The organism is Bacillus sp. LBG-1-113 (assembly GCF_020708615.1).
Taxonomy (GTDB): Bacteria; Bacillota; Bacilli; order Bacillales; family Bacillaceae; genus Bacillus; species Bacillus mojavensis.
Window position 1 is genome coordinate 171,301 of the sequence record NZ_JAJFDG010000005.1, and the last position, 16,269, is coordinate 187,569.

Below are 16,269 nucleotides of genomic sequence, written 5' to 3' on the forward strand. Positions count from 1 at the left end.
AAGGTGCGTCGCTTCACCTTTTCTTTGATTTATTCAGCTGACGCCCGCACTTGCTTGGCTGCTTTTTGAACGGCTTTCATGACCTGCTTCGGTGTCATGTCGCCGCCAAGCATTTGCTGGACGCTTGTTAAGTACACATCTGCGATTTCAACATCAACATCCATGTCGAACCACGGAACCATTGATTTGGCATCTACGATATGCTGAACGGCTTCACGCTGTATGGCTGTAGAATTTTCTTCGGTTGCCGTCCCTTGCACCGCACTGTATTTGCCGACGTCTTTGACGAGCTTTTCACCCATTTTTTTCGACGTCAGAAATTGCAAAAATTCCACTGCTTCCTTTGGATGTTTTGTTTTCGAGGAAATCATAAATCCTTCAGGCGCCCCCGTTAACGCTTCTGAAGATCCTTTTTGCCCGCTGATTTCAGGGAATGAGAACATCCCTAGATTCACTGGCTCAACCAGTTTGATTTCAGCGGTTTCCGCATATATCATCGCCGACTTTCCGCTCTTAAATTGCTGCCTCACATATTCATGGTCGACGGAGTTTACATGTTTATTGAAGTAAGGCATCAGTTCCTGCAGCTTTTCAAGTGCTTTCACATAGCCTTCATCGGTAAATTCACCCGTTTTGGCGTTATAGTCCTTTTCTCTTGTTTTTTCATCGACCATCCGCTGATTCAGCGTGCCGATATAATGTGAGATTGTCCAAGTCGCTTTTGTTCCGAAACTGATCGGTGTATAGCCATTTTCTTTCAGCTTCTTCGAGACATCGATGAGTTCATCCCAAGTCGCCGGGGGCTCTAGATTGAGCTTTTTAAATATGTCTTTATTATAGAAAAATGATTTAGCGTCCATTTGCCACGGCACGCCATATTGTTGGTTTTCATACGTAAATGGTGTAACTTGCGATTGAACGAGCTGTGATGACCAATCTGTATCTTCTTTGTAGTAGGACGAGAGATCAAGTGCTTTCTTTCCTCTGATAAATTTAAAAGCAAACTCGTCACTCCATGAGAAGTAAATATCAGGAGGGCTGCTGGTTCCCAGCATCACTTTAATTTTATCTTTATAGGAGTCATTCAAAACCGCTTCAGTTTGAATGTCGATATCCGGATGCTCTTTTTCAAATTCCTTTACAACCTCTTCAAAATACCTTTTTTCCGGCTCCTTCGGCCATCTGTGGAAAAATTTCAATGTCACCATTCCATCTGCTGAACTGCCCTGGCTCGAACAGCCCGCAATGGTGAGCATACTGACAGCTGCAATGATCAAAAATAATAACATTTTCTTCAAAGGGTTGGCCTCCTCTGGACATTAGACTATAATGTTATATAACATTATAGTCTAATGCATAATGGTTCCTCTTTTTCAGATCAATACTCAACTTTCCACATGTATCTTCTATGAGATAAAGGATGATTTCTCGCTTCTGCCAAAGCGTCCGCATAGCTTCTCAGCACACGGTTAAGAACGAGCGGAGCAAGATAGCCTTTTACTGAATCGTCAATTGCAGTGAAGTCGTAAGATGCGGCATCGAGCACAGTCAGCTTTTTGCCATATTTTTTCGAGAAGGTAAGCGCCCGCTCTTCAAGAGGCCTTGTTTCATCTAAACCGAGCAGGATGATAAACGGCACGGATTCATCAATAATTTCGAACGGTCCGTGAAAATATTCTCCGGCATGAATGGCGTGGGAATGAATCCATTGCATTTCCATGAGAATGCAGATGCTGTAGGAGTAAGCGACACCGTAGTTTGCACCGCTTGCCATTGTATAAATGATGCTTTCTTTTTCATGTGTTTTTGCAAATTGCTGTGCGTTGTCAGCTTCCTGCTTAAGGGCTTCATCATACACAGCCTGCAATTGATCTAAACCTTCAATTGCTTGTTCAAATGTCGTATTGTTTTCTAATGCCTGCAAAGTGCCGAAAACGATTTGATATAGAACGCCATAGTTCGTATTGATCGCCTGCGCCTCATCACCCCAGTCATACTGGGCGACATATTGCGCTTCCTGTGCTAAAGGAGACTCCGGCTTATACGTCATTGCAATCGTAAGCGCGCCTTTGCTTCTCGCAAATGCAGCGGCTTTTACCGTTTCCGGGGTATTTCCCGAGTGCGAGCACAAAATGACAAGAGACTTTTCACCAAGCTGCACAGGGTTTCGCTGAATAAATTCATTAGAGCTGTAAAGGTCAGAGCTGATTGATTTTGACTCCCTGTCAAACACATATTTACTCGGATACATAATGGCCGAAGACCCTCCGCATGCGACAAAGAATACATGGTCGATGGTTTTTCCTTTCAAATCCTGCAAGAAAGCTTGAACCTTACGATTAACTTTTGCTGTGACCTGACTCAAATCCTTCACTCCTCGTTTTTATTATATAACGTTATATAACATTATATATTGTTATATTAAAGTCCGGAGATAAGAATGTCAATATTATTTTCTGAAATTTCTCATTAATTTACTCGAATAATAGACGAATATCTATCTGCGGAAAAATGCCCAAATGAAAAGCCAGAACTTAATATAAGCTCTGGCCTCGCTGTTCAATCCGCAGACTGACTTCTTATTTAAAAAATACCTTGTCTATATTATACTTCGAGTGCTGTGTATTGATGATATAGGTTTCATAAATTTCTCTTTCCATTGGATCTTCGACTACACATACTTCAATTTTATAAACTTCGTCCCTGTGATGTTTAATCGGTGAGACAGTGTCTTCAAAATGTTTCTTAATTCTCTGTCTTAACTTTCTGGCTTTACCGACAAATAGCAGTTCGTCATGAATGTTATAAAACATGAAGATGCCGCCTTTATCCCTTGGTATCTGGTGAAAGTCGATGAATCCGTAAATCGCCTTTATTTTCGGCTCGTTATCATTAGCTGACTGCTGTCGTTCAGTGATGGTGACATTCGGTGCGGGTATATCAATTTTTATCAAAATCAGTTCACGTCCTCTTTTTCATTAAAGATAAATGCTAACACAGACAGGAAAGAAAAGCTAGAACAGCTTTACTATATTTGTTTGTCATGCCTTTCATTATTATGCAAGCGCACAGGCAAGATCATAAGGGCTAAGGTCTATTTCTGTCTGCTTTCCGAGAACTAGCTTTGCGAGCTCTGAACCGAGAAACGGTCCCATCGTTAACCCCGACGCGCCTAAACCGTTAGCGGCGTAAAGTCCTTGAACATTCGGCACGGCACCCACCACTGGCAGAAACCCCGGTGTAAACGGTCTGAAGCCCACTCTTGTTTCAATGGCAGCGGCGTCAGCAAGTCCCGGAGCCGCGGCTAGCGCTTTGCTCAATACTTCGTGCTGGCCTCCGGCCGTCACACGCAGATCATCAAGTCCGGCATCGTTTTCGTGCGTGGCGCCAGCTACAATTCTGCCGTTATCAAACGAAAGAATGTACTGATCGTTCGGCGGCATCACAACCGGCCAAGATCCTGTATCCGTTTCCGTCATTTCAAAATGCATAATCTGCGCTTTCTGAAAGGACACTTGAAAATGAATGCCAAGAGGCTTCATGACTTCATTGGCCCATGCCCCCGCCGTCACAATCACCGCGTCAGCCGCAAACTGCTGTGTGTCTGTTTGCACGCCGGTAACCGTGCTGTTTTCAAAAAGCAAGGACGCATTTCCTTTGATGATCTTTGCGCCTCGTTTCTCTGCAGCGCTTAAAAGCGACCGGCACAGCGCTCTTCCATTCACCCGGGCGGCACCGCTGATATGAACCGATTCATAACCATTAGCTAAAATCGGAAACAGTTTTTTCGTTTCACTTGCAGACAAGCGGGTAATGTCTCCGATTTCCGGCGCATCCTCCCGTCTCTTATATGCCCTTTCCTCCATCTTATCGAGCTTTGACGGATCAGTATGAATGCTGATCGCACCGACACGTTTATATCCTGTATCCGTTTCTCCGTCCTCTTCCAACTGATTGATTAAATCCGCATAGTATCGCGCACCGCCCTTAGCAAGCTGATACCAATCCTGATTGCGTCGCTGCGAAAGCCAAGGGCAGACGATCCCTGCCGCCGCGTCTGTCGCTTGTCCCGGCTCATTCCGGTCAATCACCGTAACCCGGGCTCCTGATTTTGCGAGATGATAAGCCGTCGATGCACCTAGTATGCCTGCGCCGACGATGATGTAAGACTTCATATGGAAACACCTTTTCTTTTATAATATCTATTCATTTTACCAAATAGAGTGCTTTCCTTCGACCTTTAGCCCCAATATGGAAAAACCGCGAAGTTCGTCCAATCTCTTCACTCTCCTATCGAATATCCTGTCACTATCAATAGAGAAAGGATGATACCATGAGCGAAAATCGTCATGAAAATGAAGAAAACACAGACCGCAATACAGCAGTTGCAAAAGTCCAAAACAGCGGCAATTCAAATGTTGTGGTCAACGTGAATACTGATCAGGACCAGGCACAGGCGCAGTCACAAGACGGGGAAGAGTAATGAACGAAAATATCATTCCTATCAACAGACATGCTGCGGAAATGCCCAAAAATGGCTCTGTTATTGAAAACAGCGGCAATTCGGAAGTCCATATTGATATTCACATTGACACAATGCCGATTGCCTTTGCCGTTTTATGCTCTGCATTAGCCGCAAAGCAGATGACAAAAGATGAATTCGACACAGCCTATGCTCAATTATTAGAGATGAACAGCAATTATACCAACAGAACATCTGTGATGAAAGTTGTTAACCCCGAGACAACAGAAAGCTGAGAAAGAACAATACCGTGCGAGCCCCCTCGGCCCACGGTTTTCTTCTGCATATAAAAAGGACGCGTCTGAAAACCAGTCGCGTCCTTTTTTATTAACATTAACCGATTGAACCTTCCATTTCGAACTTAATCAAACGGTTCATTTCAACTGCGTATTCCATTGGAAGCTCTTTTGTGAATGGCTCGATGAAGCCCATTACGATCATTTCAGTCGCTTCTTCTTCGGAAATACCGCGGCTCATCAAGTAGAAGAGCTGCTCTTCAGATACTTTAGACACTTTCGCTTCGTGCTCTAATGAAATGTTATCATTTAAGATTTCATTGTAAGGAATTGTGTCTGAAGTAGATTTGTTATCCATAATGAGCGTATCGCACTCGATGTTGGAACGGGCGCCTTCCGCTTTGCGTCCGAAGTGGACGATTCCGCGGTACGTTACTTTTCCGCCTTGTTTTGAAATCGATTTTGATACGATTGTGGATGATGTGTTTGGTGCAAGGTGAATCATTTTCGCACCCGCATCCTGATGCTGGCCTTTACCCGCAAGAGCGATAGAAAGCGTCATACCGCGCGCGCCTTCGCCTTTTAGGATACAAGCAGGATATTTCATTGTCAGTTTAGAACCGATGTTGCCGTCGATCCATTCCATCGTTGCGTTTTCTTCACATACTGTACGCTTCGTTACTAGGTTGTAAACGTTGTTCGCCCAGTTTTGGATCGTTGTATAACGGCAGTAGCCGCCTTTTTTAACGATAATCTCAACAACCGCACTGTGAAGTGAGTTTGTTGTGTAAACAGGCGCAGTACATCCCTCAACGTAATGCACGCTTGCTTCTTCGTCAACGATGATCAGCGTACGTTCGAACTGACCCATGTTTTCAGAGTTGATACGGAAGTAAGCTTGAAGCGGTGTTTCAACCTTTACGCCTTTTGGCACGTAGATGAAAGATCCGCCGGACCAAACAGCTGAGTTCAGGGCCGCAAACTTGTTATCAGTCGGCGGAATCACTTTTGCCCAGTGCTCACGGAAAATGTCTTCATTTTCTTTCAGCGCGCTGTCTGTGTCTTTAAAGACGATGCCTTGCGCTTCAAGATCTTCCTTCATGTTGTGGTATACAACCTCAGATTCGTACTGAGCAGAAACACCCGCAAGGTATTTTTGTTCAGCTTCAGGAATCCCGAGCTTGTCGAATGTTTGCTTAATTTCTTCAGGAACTTCATCCCAAGAACGCTCTGACCGCTCAGACGGTTTTACGTAGTACGTAATTTCGTCAAAGTTCAGTGAGTTTAGATCTCCGCCCCATTGTGGCATTGGCATGTTGTAGAAATGTTCAAGTGATTTCAAGCGGAAATCAAGCATCCATTGAGGCTCTTCTTTCATGCGAGAAATTTCTTCTACGATTTCTTTTGTCAATCCGCGCTCTGAACGGAAAATGGAAACGTCCTTGTCGTGAAAACCATATTTGTATTCACCAATATCAGGCATTTTTTTAGCCATCCATTTTCACTCCAATCCTTTTAATTGCCGCCCTCTTCTTTAGCGACTCCTTTTTCAAGTGCCTTCCATGACAGGGTTGCACATTTAATACGGGCCGGGAATTTTGAAACGCCTTGAAGGGCTTCAATATCACCCAAATCTATAGAATCATCGTATTCTTTCCCTTGCATCATATCTGAGAAAATCTTAGACATGGAAAGGGCTGTTTCAATATCTTTCCCTTTAATCGCCTGAGTCATCATCGAAGCGGATGCCATTGAAATGGAACAGCCTTCCCCTTCAAATTTCGCATCTTCCACGATGTCTCCGTCAAGCTTCATTGTCAGTCTGATACGGTCGCCGCATGTCGGATTGTTCATATCTACGACGATGCTGTCATTCAAAACCCCTTTGTTGCGCGGGTTTTTGTAATGATCCATAATCACTTGTCTGTACAATGTATCTAAGTTTGCATTAAAAGACATTTGTAAAATACTCCTTTGTCTTTTGAAGAGCTTCCACAAGCTTATCAATCTCTTCCTCTGTATTATACAGATAAAAGCTTGCTCTCGCAGTAGCAGTTACATCCAGCCATTTCATCAGCGGCTGGGCGCAATGGTGACCGGCTCTGACAGCGATCCCTTCCGCATCAAGTACGGTTGCCACATCGTGCGGATGAACATCATCAAGGTTAAATGTGATCAGCCCGGCACGCTCTTCCGGTCCGTAAACCGTCACGCCGTCAAGCTGACGGAAGCGTTCAAGCGCATAAGCTGCAAGCTTGTGCTCGTGGCGGGAAATCTCATCAAGGCCGATTTCTTCAAGAAAATCAATGGCGGCACCAAGACCGATTGCTCCAGCAATAATCGGAGTACCCGCTTCGAATTTCCACGGAAGCTCTTTCCAAGTTGATTCATAAAGCCCGACAAAGTCGATCATTTCACCGCCGAATTCGGCAGGCTCCATGTTTTCCAGCAGGGCTCTCTTTCCGTACAGCACACCTACTCCGGTAGGGCCGCACATTTTGTGGGAAGAAAGTGCAAAGAAGTCGCAATCGAGATCCTGCACGTCAATTTTCATGTGAGGCGCGCTTTGTGCACCGTCCACCACAATGACTGCCCCATTGTCATGAGCGATTTTCGCCATTTCTTTTATCGGGTTGACCGTGCCGAGAACGTTAGACACATGAGATACCGCAACAATCTTTGTATTGCTTGTGACCGTTGCTCTGACATCATCTAATGAAATCGTGCCGTCTTCCTGCAGCGGAATATATTTTAATGTGGCGCCAGTCGCTTTGACAGCCTGCTGCCACGGAATGATATTCGCATGATGCTCCATATAGGTGATGACCACTTCATCACCCGGTTTGAGGTTGGCGCGTGCATAGCTTAGCGCCACCATGTTCAGTGATGTGGTCGTGCCTTTTGTGAAAATAATCTCAGCCATTGACTTCGCGTTAATAAACTTGCGGACTTTTTCACGCGCTCCTTCATAACCGTCTGTCGCTCTGGTTCCAAGTGTATGGACGCCCCGGTGAACATTGGAATTGTATTGGTTATAATACTTATCCAGTGTTTCAATGACAGCACGCGGCTTCTGGGAAGTCGCCGCGCTGTCGAGATAAACGAGATCATGTCCGTTCACTTGCTGATGAAGGATCGGGAACTGTTCACGAATATCTGTGATATTCATTACTTCACTTTCCTTTCGATAACAGAAACCAATTGTTTCTTAACGCCTTCAATCGGAAGTTCGTTAACTACCGGCGCAAGGAATCCGTAGATGACTAAGCGTTCTGCTTCTTCTTTCGAAATACCGCGGCTCATCAGGTAGTAAAGCTGAATAGGGTCCACACGGCCGACAGATGCCGCATGTCCTGCCGTTACATCGTCTTCGTCAATTAAAAGAATAGGGTTTGCGTCTCCGCGCGCTTTTTCGCTGAGCATCAGCACACGGGATTCCTGTTCCGCATTCGCTTTAGAAGCGCCATGTTCGATTTTGCCGATTCCGTTAAAGATAGAAGAAGCGGAATCCTTCATCACACCGTGCTTCAAGATATATCCTTCAGAAGCTTTACCGAAATGAATGATTTGTGTCGTAAAGTTTTCTGTTTGCTCTCCTCTTCCGACAACAACCGTTTTCGTGTCGCCGTAAGTGCCGTCACCGTAAAGATTTGTTGTGTTTTCGGAAATGGTGTCGCCATCGTTCATGAGGCCGAGAGCCCACTCGATTTTGCTGTCGCGTCCGCGCGCAGCACCGCGGCGGTTGACATAAGTTGTCACGCCGGAAGACAGAGTATCCACCGCACCGTATGTCACACTGGCATTATCACCTGTGATAACCTCACTGATAATATTGAATACAGCATCTTTCGGGTTGACCGTGCTGATGTAGTTTTCTACATACGTTACTGAGCTATGGTCTTCCGCCACAATCAATATGTGGTTGAATAGAGCTGTATCGTTGCTCTCGTGGACATAAACAGCCTGAACCGGCGTCTCCACCTGAACATTTTTCGGAACATATAGGAATGCCCCTCCGTTCACAAGAGCTGCGTGAAGTGCGGTTAATTTATGCTCATCAACCTTCACGCCGTCTTTCATAAAATATTTCTCCACTAAGTCGCTGTGCTCGCGTGCAGCAGTCAAAATATCAGTAAAGATGACGCCTTTGTCTTTCAATTCCTGAGAAAGAGAAAGGAATGCAGGCGTCTGATCACGCTGAACATATAACGTTTTATCTTCGTTTTCAACATCGATCAGCGCTTTTGCTTCATCAGTCAAATCCTCTAATGAAGAAAGCGGCTCATTATCAACTGTATGCTTCGCGAAGTTCGTGAAGTTCCAGTTTGTGATTTTTGTTTTGTCAGGCTTCGGCATCGGCAGATCCTCAGCTTGTTCAAGAGCCTGTAAGCGCAGGTTTTTCAGCCAGGCAGGTTCTTGATGCTTTTCGGAAAAGCTTTTGAGATACTCCTGATCTACGGATAGTTTTGTATCTAGTGTCATATTAATCCCCCTAACGCTTACGCTTCTTGGCCTACAGTTTCGTCTTCAATGCCAAGTTCTTTTTTGATCCAGTCATAACCTTCTGCTTCAAGACGCTGTGCAAGCTCTGCACCGCCGGATTTTACAACGCGGCCTTGCATCATAACGTGAACCACATCAGGAGTGATGTAGTTTAACAGACGCTGATAGTGAGTGATCATCAGGCAGCCAAAGCTTTCGCTGCGCATTTTGTTGATCCCTTTTGATACAACTTTCAGAGCGTCAATATCAAGACCTGAGTCGATTTCATCAAGGATGGCGATTTTCGGTTCAATCATCATCAGCTGAAGGATTTCGTTGCGTTTTTTCTCCCCGCCTGAGAAGCCTTCGTTGAGGTAGCGCTGAGCCATTTCAGGGTCCATTTCTAAGAATTCCATGTTTTCGTCCATTTTGCGGATGAATTTCATAAGAGAAATTTCATCGCCTTCTTCTCTGCGCGCGTTGATCGCAGAACGAAGGAAGTCGGCATTTGTCACACCGCTGATTTCACTTGGGTACTGCATTGCAAGGAACAAACCTGCCTGCGCACGCTCGTCCACTTCCATCTCCAGTACATCTTTGCCGTCAAGCGTGATGCTGCCTTTTGTTACTTCATATTTAGGATGCCCCATAATGGCAGCTGACAGAGTTGATTTACCAGTACCGTTCGGTCCCATTACCGCGTGGAACTCTCCGCCTTTTATTTCAAGGTTTACACCTTTTAAGATCTCTTTCCCTTCGATTTCAACGTGAAGATCTTTGATCGTTAATGTTGAAGCAGCCATATCTATACCTCCAAAAATATATAATCATTATTCTCATTTTATTCTCATTCTAATTTTATAACAAATGAAAAGTAAATACAACTTTTTATCGTGCCTTGCACATTTCTCAAGTTTAACAAAGTTCAGCACTTTATTAAAGCAATTGAAAAAGAAAAAGAGTGGATTCCCACCCTTTTTTTAAAGACCGATTTTCTCATTAAGCTCAGCAGAATACCGCTTGCATTTTTTATATTCAAGCTCTCTCTGCCGCTCAACTTCCATTCTTGTATCCAGCCGGCGTCCGTATTCCTCGTATCCGATTCCATGAGACAGCTGCATCGCTTTTTCCATTTCTGACGTATAATCGAGGTCCAGTCTGTCCTGGCTGCTGCAAATAATGAATCAATCCCTTCATTTATTTACTGCTATTGTATCAGCTCCAAGACCGATGCTGCAAAATGGATATGGCTTGATATAACATCGGATGAGACGAAAGGACCCTTTGAGTTAAAATGAGAATCGTTTTTCGGAATATTCCTTCTTCTAATGCGTAGTGCTTCCAAATTCCTCTATGCACTGCTGGACAACTGTCACACCTTGGCTTAGAGCAGCTCCGCCTCCGAACGCCGCTGCCACACTGACTGCTTCGAGAATGTTTTCTTCTGTCGCTCCCTCATCAAGACAGCCTTTTGTGTGATAGATCATGCAATATTCATCCTGAGCATTGATGGCGATTCCGAGGGCGATCAGCTGTTTTTCTCTTTCAGTCAGAGAATTGCCGGCAAAGCATTGTTCAGTAAACTCGTTAAACTTTCTTCCCATTAGCGGCATCTTTTGTTCAAATGTGCCTAAACCTAATTTATACTGTTTTAGCGCGTCCTGCATGCTTCCTCTGTCTTGATTCAAAGAAAATCCCTCCATCTGTTTAACATTCCTTTTTATTATGAACAGCTTTTAGGAAAATACCCGAAAAAAACCCCGGATTTCTCATCCGGGGTTTCAATCTTATTCAGAGACTGGGAGAACAGCTCCGTCATATTTCTTCTCGATGAAGTCTTTAATCTTTTTAGAGTGAAGAACTTCCATCAGCGCTTTGATTTTTGCAGAATCCTCTTCGCCATCTCTCACTGCAATGATATTGGCGTAAGGGTTATCTTTTGTTGATTCCACTTCAATCGCGTCTTTTTTAGGATTTAATTTATTTTGGATCGCGTAGTTCACATTGATGAAGGCCGCGTCTCCTTCTTTGTTTTCATATGCTTTTGCCGTTAATTCAGGCGCTACTTTTTTAAACTGAAGGTGTTTCGGGTTTTTCTTAATGTCTTTCAGTGTTGCATCGACTGTCTCCACTTTGGAGTCAAGTGTAATTAATCCTGCATTCTCAAGCATTGCAAGCATACGGCCTTGTTCAGCAACGTTATTTGTCAGGATAATTGTCGCACCGTCGGGAAGCTCTTTTAATGATTTATATTTTTTAGAATAAATACCGAATGGCTCTAAGTGAATCGCACCGGCATTCACAAGTTTATAATCTTTGTTTTCTTTCATTTCTTGCTCAAGGTAAGGAATGTGCTGGAAGAAGTTTGCATCCACTTCTTTATCAGCTAAGGCTTTGTTGTACATTTTGTAATCACTTAGCACTTTCACTTTCAGTGTGTAGCCTTTTTCTTTTAACAATGGTTCAGCTTCTTTTAAAATTTCTGCATGCGGTGTTTTTGTAGCTGCAACAACAATTTCTTTCTTGCCGGATTCAGCGTTATTAGAACCGCAGGCAGCCATAACTCCTGCAAATACAAGTAGTAATGCACCCAAAAATAGCTTTTTCAATGTAAATCCTCCCTTATCGTTTGTCTATTATATTTGTTATGACATCACCGATCATTTGAATAATGAAAACGATGATTAAAATAAATACAGTAGCAACGAAGGTAACATCAGTATTATTAGACTGATATCCTTCTACATATGCAAGGTTTCCAAGTCCTCCTGAACCGATGGCGCCCGCAATGGCCGTTGAGCCGATCAAAGCAATGGCCGTAACCGTGATCCCAGAAATAAGGGCCGGCATGGATTCCGGGAGCAGCACTTTGAAAATAATGGTTGATGTTTTGGCTCCCATTGATTTCGCAGCTTCGATGACGCCCTTATCCACCTCACGCAGCGCAATTTCAGCGAGCCGCGCGTAAAACGGGGCTGAGCCGATGACTAACGCCGGCAGTGCCGCGTTCGGCCCTAAGATGGTGCCGACTAAAAACTTCGTAAAACCTAGTAATAAAATAATTAAAATGAGGAACGGAATAGACCTGAATACATTGACAATAGCCGCAATTACAGTGTTGACCGCTTTGTTCTGCCAGAGGCTCCCTTTGCTTGTAAGAAAGAGCAGCAGGCCGAGGATCACCCCGATGACAAAGGCAAAAACCAAGGAGATCAGCGTCATATAAAGCGTTTCGTATGTCGCGTTCCATAATTCAGTTACATCAACGTTCGGGAAGTATTTTTCAAACATTCGTGATCACCTCTGCTTTCACCTGTTTGTCATTAATAAACCGGATCACGTTTTGCACTTCTTCCTCGTCACCGTCAATATGGATAAACAATGAACCGTATGCCCCGTCCTTCGTCTGCGAGATTTTCCCCTGCAGAATATTTACGCTGACATTGAAGTTTCTGATCATCTCTGTAATCAGAGGCTGTTCAGCTGAATCACCGACAAATGTGAGCTGAACCGTTGTTCCTGACGCTTTTTCGTCAAGAAGATGCTGAAGTGTTTCTTTTGTTTCTTCAGGCTCAGTCACCTGCTGAACAAACCGTTTTGTCATGTCTTCCTTTGGATTCTTGAAGACATCGAGAACTTCTCCTTCTTCAACAACCTTTCCGTTTTCCATAACAGCGACTCTGTTGCAGATTTTGCGGATGACGTGCATTTCGTGTGTGATCAGCACAATCGTCAATCCGAGTCTTTCATTAATATCGGACAAAAGATCCAAGATTGAATCGGTTGTTTGCGGATCTAAAGCTGATGTCGCTTCATCACAAAGGAGAACCTTCGGATTGTTTGCGAGCGCTCTGGCGATTCCGACCCTCTGCTTTTGTCCGCCGCTCAGCTGAGACGGGTAAGATTTCTCTTTTCCTTCTAAACCTACCAGTTTAATCAGTTCATTGGCACGCTTGATCCTCTCGCTTTTTTTCACCCCGGCAATTTCTAAAGGAAACATGATGTTATCTCTGACAGTTCGCGACCAGAGCAAATTGAAGTGCTGGAAAATCATACTGATGTCATGGCGCGCTTTTCTTAAATCGCGTCCGTTTACTTCATTAATCTTCGTTCCCGCCACTTCCACGATTCCTGAGCTTGGTTTCTCAAGTCCGTTCAGCAGACGGATTAAGGAACTTTTACCAGCTCCGCTATATCCTATAATTCCAAAAATCTCACCTTTTTTAATGGAAAGCGAGACATTTTGGACAGCATTGACATCTCCATGTTTCGACTTATACACTTTTGAAACATCCTGAAGATTGATCAAAGCAATCACCTGCCTTAACACTATTCTAAGAAATCTTCCGGTTTTTTCTGCAAAAGAAAAGCCTTTCTGCACACTTGAGCAGAAAGGCTTATATAAAACGCCTTTCTCTCATCTTTCAAAGCTTAACGCTTCGTGTGAATTGGCACCATTTCAACAATGTTGATGGTTGCCGGGCTTCATAGGGCACTTCCCTCCACCTCTCTTGATAAGAGAAATATATAGTCTTTTTCGTCCGGAAATTCTTAATGTAGAATAGCATGGCGAATCATAAAATGTCAATAAAATAAATGATGTAAACTTTTACTATTATAATAATTTGCTATTTTTTAATTCTTTAGAATCCTCTGAAAAAAACCGTTTGTCAGCCAAAGAATGGCTTCCAGCTTTAACAGCGCTCTGAATGAACCCTTTACCTTTAGGCTTCCGCTCTGGATCAGGTGCTGAAGGGAAATGTCTCCATGCAAAAGATGAATGATTTCTGTTTGGTTTCCATAAAAGGTCAGGTTGGACGTTTGGGGCGGAGAAATTTTTGTCATTTCTCCCTGTTCGTTTATTGAGACGGTTAAGGCTTCTGTTTCTCCTTGGAAGGTAATGAGCAATGTCGAAGCGTTCAAAAGGGGTTTTAAAAACAGATGCTGGACATCATCTTCTAAAACTTCCGCTTTCTCCATTTGTACAACCTCCTATTTGTTGGTCATACATACACATTTCTCTCTTCGGCGCAAGAACCCCTTTATAAAACGAACGACAAATTCATTGGAATGTGCCGAGAAAAATGTCATAAATGAGATGCAGAAGATGATTTTTGTTTGATCAGCTCATATAAATAAGAAACGGAATGAAACGCATACCCTCTTTCAATTACTTTTCCGTCCTTAAACAGCAGAAAACAAGGGACGCTTTCAATTTGATATGCTTTAGCAAACGCCGGAGAATAGTTGAGATTATTTTTGTAGAAGGCGACAGACGGGAGCATGTCTTCGACGACCGTCAGCATTTTGCTTGCCAGCTGGCAGGTACCGCAAAACGGAGTATATAAATATAGGAGATACACATCATCAGTAATGTGTTCAAGCTCTTGCTCTTGGAGTTCTTTCACGTTATAACACCTCAGGTCTTTCTTTCAAGAAAATTCGTATGGACATTCAGATTCGCGCTCAGTAATACAGATGCTATATGGTGTCTGGGCGCCGCCTCCACTTCCTTATAGGCTCTGTCGATATATAAATGGTAGGCTTCATTAAATTCCCTTTTCAGCTGTTTTCTCAATTTCTCGCCTGATTCATCAGCATCAACCAAAATATAGACGTCCTTCTCGTAAAGCTCGTCTGCCAATTCCTCCAGCTTCAGCTGGCTGATTGTTCCGTTTGTGCAGATTATGCGCACTGGCTCATTCAGGACGCTTTCGATCTTTTCTTTATCTGATTTCCCTTCAACAATCATGACTTTTTCCAGTTCGTCCATGTTCATCTGCTTCACCTGCCGCGTCGAATTTGAAACGTTCAGATTGTAAAAGAAGGCAGTGAAATTCACCGCCAACATTAACACCAGCCGCTTTCGTAGTCACAATCAACATATTTCTGATCGTCTCCTGAAACCACGTCGGCTGTTTTATAAAATTTTTCATTTTCATAGGTAAAGCCGGACTTTAGCTCATATTCATTCATGCCTGTCATTTGGCCGATCATCTCATCTTCATGATATAACGAGAGCCGGCCATTTTGAAAGCGGCCTGTCACATCATTGGTGACATCGAGCTTTTGTTTGCTGAAAGCCATATTGGACACCTCCCATAGCGTTAGCGTATCCAATTGCCTGCTCAGCTATCCAGTTTTAGTCTTGTTGTGTCATCTCTTCGTATTGCTCTGCTGTCATTAGTTTTTCAATTTCAGACGCGTCAGACGGTTCAACGACGATCATCCATGCTTTTTCATACGGAGATTCGTTGACGAATTCCGGGCTGTCATCAAGATCCTCGTTAACTTCCACTACAGTTCCGTTAATCGGTGCGTAAAGCTCAGATACCGTTTTTACGGATTCTACACTTCCGAAAGGCTCGTCCGCTTTGATTTCAGCGCCGACTTCAGGAAGCTCAACAAACACGATGTCACCGAGCTCGGACTGGGCAAAATGGGTAATGCCGATTTTGGCTTTTTCTCCTTCAACTTTTACCCACTCGTGTTCTTCTGAGTAACGCAAATCTTTAGGTATGCTCAATTGAATCCCTCCATTTTTTACAGCACTATAATAAGAAGATACCACACTTTTCAAAAAAAATTTACATTATGACCAGTTTTCTTCAAATTGATCTTCTTTAAAGCCAACTGTCACTTTTTCGCCGTCTGTTGTGAGTGGGCGCTTAATCAGCATTCCGTCTGAAGCCAGCAGTTCAAGCTGTTCGTCCTCTGACATGTGATACAGCTTTTCCTTCAGATTCAGTTCACGGTATTTCATGCCGCTTGTGTTGAAAAATTTCTTTACATCCAGCCCGCTTTTTTCATAAAGCGATTTTAGCTCCTCTTTGCTTGGAGGCTGCTCTGCAATATGTATTTCGTTGATTTCTTTTCCATGCTCTTCAAGCCATTTTTTCGCTTTGCGGCACGTTCCGCATTTAGGGTACCAGTAAAAAGTTAACGACATCTTCTTCCCCCTCAATAAAATAATCGAGGTTATTTTAACACAGTTTGTTTTAAAAACCTAAAACAGTGCTTCATAAAAAA

General features: G+C 43.6%; 22 protein-coding genes and 1 riboswitch. Of the genes, 2 read left to right on the top strand and 20 right to left on the bottom strand.

Going from position 1 to position 16,269, the window contains the following annotated elements:
* Nucleotides 1–29: 29 nt before the first annotated feature.
* From LJF29_RS14120 to LJF29_RS14135, 4 genes are all read right to left on the bottom strand, one after another.
* Entirely contained in the window at nt 30–1,298 is a 1,269-nt protein-coding gene (locus tag LJF29_RS14120) for an ABC transporter substrate-binding protein (RefSeq protein ID WP_229149144.1), read from the bottom strand.
* Between the two features lie 80 nt (nt 1,299–1,378).
* Nucleotides 1,379–2,365: a fructosamine deglycase FrlB gene (frlB, locus tag LJF29_RS14125; protein ID WP_229149145.1), complete on the bottom strand. Its 987-nt coding sequence runs from the start codon at nt 2,363–2,365 to the stop codon at nt 1,379–1,381.
* Between the two features lie 214 nt (nt 2,366–2,579).
* Nucleotides 2,580–2,954: a nucleotide excision repair endonuclease gene (locus tag LJF29_RS14130; protein WP_041521064.1), complete on the bottom strand. Its 375-nt coding sequence runs from the start codon at nt 2,952–2,954 to the stop codon at nt 2,580–2,582.
* Between the two features lie 102 nt (nt 2,955–3,056).
* The gene (locus LJF29_RS14135) at nt 3,057–4,175 is read right to left on the bottom strand and encodes an NAD(P)/FAD-dependent oxidoreductase (protein WP_229149146.1); all 1,119 of its coding nucleotides are present in this window, start codon (nt 4,173–4,175) and stop codon (nt 3,057–3,059) included.
* A gap of 158 nt (nt 4,176–4,333) precedes the next feature.
* On the opposite strand from LJF29_RS14135, the gene LJF29_RS14140 reads away from it, so the two are divergent.
* A complete protein-coding gene (locus tag LJF29_RS14140; RefSeq protein ID WP_168748691.1) occupies nt 4,334–4,483 on the top strand; it encodes a spore protein in 150 nt (49 codons plus the stop codon).
* Entirely contained in the window at nt 4,483–4,758 is a 276-nt protein-coding gene (locus LJF29_RS14145) for a hypothetical protein (protein ID WP_168748692.1), read from the top strand. Before LJF29_RS14140 ends, LJF29_RS14145 begins: the two co-directional genes overlap by 1 nt.
* A 97-nt stretch (nt 4,759–4,855) precedes the next feature.
* Here LJF29_RS14145 and sufB read toward each other — a convergent pair whose 3' ends face one another.
* The 16 genes from sufB to LJF29_RS14225 all read right to left on the bottom strand — a co-directional run bounded on the left by sufB (nt 4,856) and on the right by LJF29_RS14225 (nt 16,189).
* The gene (sufB, locus tag LJF29_RS14150) at nt 4,856–6,253 is read right to left on the bottom strand and encodes a Fe-S cluster assembly protein SufB (protein WP_003228608.1); all 1,398 of its coding nucleotides are present in this window, start codon (nt 6,251–6,253) and stop codon (nt 4,856–4,858) included.
* Nucleotides 6,254–6,273: 20 nt separating this feature from the next.
* Nucleotides 6,274–6,717, bottom strand: coding sequence for a Fe-S cluster assembly sulfur transfer protein SufU (gene sufU, locus LJF29_RS14155; RefSeq protein WP_003222809.1), 444 nt, complete (start codon nt 6,715–6,717; stop codon nt 6,274–6,276).
* Complete coding sequence (gene sufS, locus LJF29_RS14160) at nt 6,707–7,927, bottom strand: cysteine desulfurase SufS (protein WP_010331786.1); 1,221 nt, start codon at nt 7,925–7,927, stop codon at nt 6,707–6,709. The genes sufU and sufS overlap by 11 nt, the downstream gene beginning before the upstream one ends.
* Complete coding sequence (gene sufD / locus LJF29_RS14165; RefSeq protein ID WP_229149147.1) at nt 7,927–9,240, bottom strand: Fe-S cluster assembly protein SufD; 1,314 nt, start codon at nt 9,238–9,240, stop codon at nt 7,927–7,929. Before sufD ends, sufS begins: the two co-directional genes overlap by 1 nt.
* Nucleotides 9,241–9,257: 17 nt before the next feature.
* Nucleotides 9,258–10,043 (bottom strand): Fe-S cluster assembly ATPase SufC, encoded by a 786-nt coding sequence (gene sufC, locus LJF29_RS14170; RefSeq protein ID WP_010331788.1) that lies wholly within the window; start codon nt 10,041–10,043, stop codon nt 9,258–9,260.
* Nucleotides 10,044–10,220: 177 nt separating this feature from the next.
* Nucleotides 10,221–10,373, bottom strand: coding sequence for a hypothetical protein (locus tag LJF29_RS14175; protein WP_010331789.1), 153 nt, complete (start codon nt 10,371–10,373; stop codon nt 10,221–10,223).
* 192 nt (nt 10,374–10,565) lie between these two features.
* Nucleotides 10,566–10,943: a carboxymuconolactone decarboxylase family protein gene (locus LJF29_RS14180; protein ID WP_019715649.1), complete on the bottom strand. Its 378-nt coding sequence runs from the start codon at nt 10,941–10,943 to the stop codon at nt 10,566–10,568.
* Between the two features lie 84 nt (nt 10,944–11,027).
* Nucleotides 11,028–11,849, bottom strand: coding sequence for a methionine ABC transporter substrate-binding lipoprotein MetQ (gene metQ / locus LJF29_RS14185; RefSeq protein ID WP_010331791.1), 822 nt, complete (start codon nt 11,847–11,849; stop codon nt 11,028–11,030).
* Between the two features lie 13 nt (nt 11,850–11,862).
* Nucleotides 11,863–12,531, bottom strand: a complete 669-nt coding sequence (gene metP, locus LJF29_RS14190; RefSeq protein ID WP_010331792.1) for a methionine ABC transporter permease MetP — start codon at nt 12,529–12,531, stop codon at nt 11,863–11,865.
* Nucleotides 12,524–13,549 (bottom strand): methionine ABC transporter ATP-binding protein MetN, encoded by a 1,026-nt coding sequence (gene metN, locus LJF29_RS14195; RefSeq protein ID WP_010331793.1) that lies wholly within the window; start codon nt 13,547–13,549, stop codon nt 12,524–12,526. Before metN ends, metP begins: the two co-directional genes overlap by 8 nt.
* A 105-nt stretch (nt 13,550–13,654) precedes the next feature.
* Nucleotides 13,655–13,761, bottom strand: a riboswitch (SAM riboswitch).
* A gap of 114 nt (nt 13,762–13,875) precedes the next feature.
* The gene (locus LJF29_RS14200; RefSeq protein WP_229149148.1) at nt 13,876–14,220 is read right to left on the bottom strand and encodes an SCP2 sterol-binding domain-containing protein; all 345 of its coding nucleotides are present in this window, start codon (nt 14,218–14,220) and stop codon (nt 13,876–13,878) included.
* Between the two features lie 107 nt (nt 14,221–14,327).
* Nucleotides 14,328–14,648, bottom strand: a complete 321-nt coding sequence (locus LJF29_RS14205) for a thioredoxin family protein (protein WP_168748696.1) — start codon at nt 14,646–14,648, stop codon at nt 14,328–14,330.
* Nucleotides 14,649–14,659: 11 nt separating this feature from the next.
* Entirely contained in the window at nt 14,660–15,013 is a 354-nt protein-coding gene (locus LJF29_RS14210) for a toprim domain-containing protein (RefSeq protein WP_010331797.1), read from the bottom strand.
* Nucleotides 15,014–15,090: 77 nt separating this feature from the next.
* The gene (locus LJF29_RS14215) at nt 15,091–15,327 is read right to left on the bottom strand and encodes a YusG family protein (protein WP_010331799.1); all 237 of its coding nucleotides are present in this window, start codon (nt 15,325–15,327) and stop codon (nt 15,091–15,093) included.
* A gap of 55 nt (nt 15,328–15,382) precedes the next feature.
* Nucleotides 15,383–15,766: a glycine cleavage system protein GcvH gene (gcvH, locus tag LJF29_RS14220; protein WP_010331800.1), complete on the bottom strand. Its 384-nt coding sequence runs from the start codon at nt 15,764–15,766 to the stop codon at nt 15,383–15,385.
* A gap of 66 nt (nt 15,767–15,832) precedes the next feature.
* Nucleotides 15,833–16,189 carry an arsenate reductase family protein gene (locus LJF29_RS14225; RefSeq protein ID WP_101864083.1) on the bottom strand — a complete coding sequence of 119 codons (357 nt, stop codon included), beginning with the start codon at nt 16,187–16,189 and terminating at the stop codon, nt 15,833–15,835.
* Between the last annotated feature and the right edge of the window lie 80 nt (nt 16,190–16,269).

What these genes read in the sequence shown, in the direction of transcription:
- LJF29_RS14135 (WP_229149146.1), bottom strand. Translation starts at nt 4,175, where the DNA reads ATGAAGTCTTACATCATCGTCGGCGCAGGCATACTAGGTGCATCGACG.
- LJF29_RS14140 (WP_168748691.1), top strand. Translation starts at nt 4,334, where the DNA reads ATGAGCGAAAATCGTCATGAAAATGAAGAAAACACAGACCGCAATACA.
- LJF29_RS14145 (WP_168748692.1), top strand. Translation starts at nt 4,483, where the DNA reads ATGAACGAAAATATCATTCCTATCAACAGACATGCTGCGGAAATGCCC.
- sufB (WP_003228608.1), bottom strand. Translation starts at nt 6,253, where the DNA reads ATGGCTAAAAAAATGCCTGATATTGGTGAATACAAATATGGTTTTCAC.
- sufU (WP_003222809.1), bottom strand. Translation starts at nt 6,717, where the DNA reads ATGTCTTTTAATGCAAACTTAGATACATTGTACAGACAAGTGATTATG.
- sufS (WP_010331786.1), bottom strand. Translation starts at nt 7,927, where the DNA reads ATGAATATCACAGATATTCGTGAACAGTTCCCGATCCTTCATCAGCAA.
- sufD (WP_229149147.1), bottom strand. Translation starts at nt 9,240, where the DNA reads ATGACACTAGATACAAAACTATCCGTAGATCAGGAGTATCTCAAAAGC.
- sufC (WP_010331788.1), bottom strand. Translation starts at nt 10,043, where the DNA reads ATGGCTGCTTCAACATTAACGATCAAAGATCTTCACGTTGAAATCGAA.
- LJF29_RS14175 (WP_010331789.1), bottom strand. Translation starts at nt 10,373, where the DNA reads ATGGAAAAAGCGATGCAGCTGTCTCATGGAATCGGATACGAGGAATAC.
- LJF29_RS14180 (WP_019715649.1), bottom strand. Translation starts at nt 10,943, where the DNA reads ATGGAGGGATTTTCTTTGAATCAAGACAGAGGAAGCATGCAGGACGCG.
- metP (WP_010331792.1), bottom strand. Translation starts at nt 12,531, where the DNA reads ATGTTTGAAAAATACTTCCCGAACGTTGATGTAACTGAATTATGGAAC.
- LJF29_RS14200 (WP_229149148.1), bottom strand. Translation starts at nt 14,220, where the DNA reads ATGGAGAAAGCGGAAGTTTTAGAAGATGATGTCCAGCATCTGTTTTTA.
- LJF29_RS14210 (WP_010331797.1), bottom strand. Translation starts at nt 15,013, where the DNA reads ATGGACGAACTGGAAAAAGTCATGATTGTTGAAGGGAAATCAGATAAA.
- LJF29_RS14215 (WP_010331799.1), bottom strand. Translation starts at nt 15,327, where the DNA reads ATGGCTTTCAGCAAACAAAAGCTCGATGTCACCAATGATGTGACAGGC.
- LJF29_RS14225 (WP_101864083.1), bottom strand. Translation starts at nt 16,189, where the DNA reads ATGTCGTTAACTTTTTACTGGTACCCTAAATGCGGAACGTGCCGCAAA.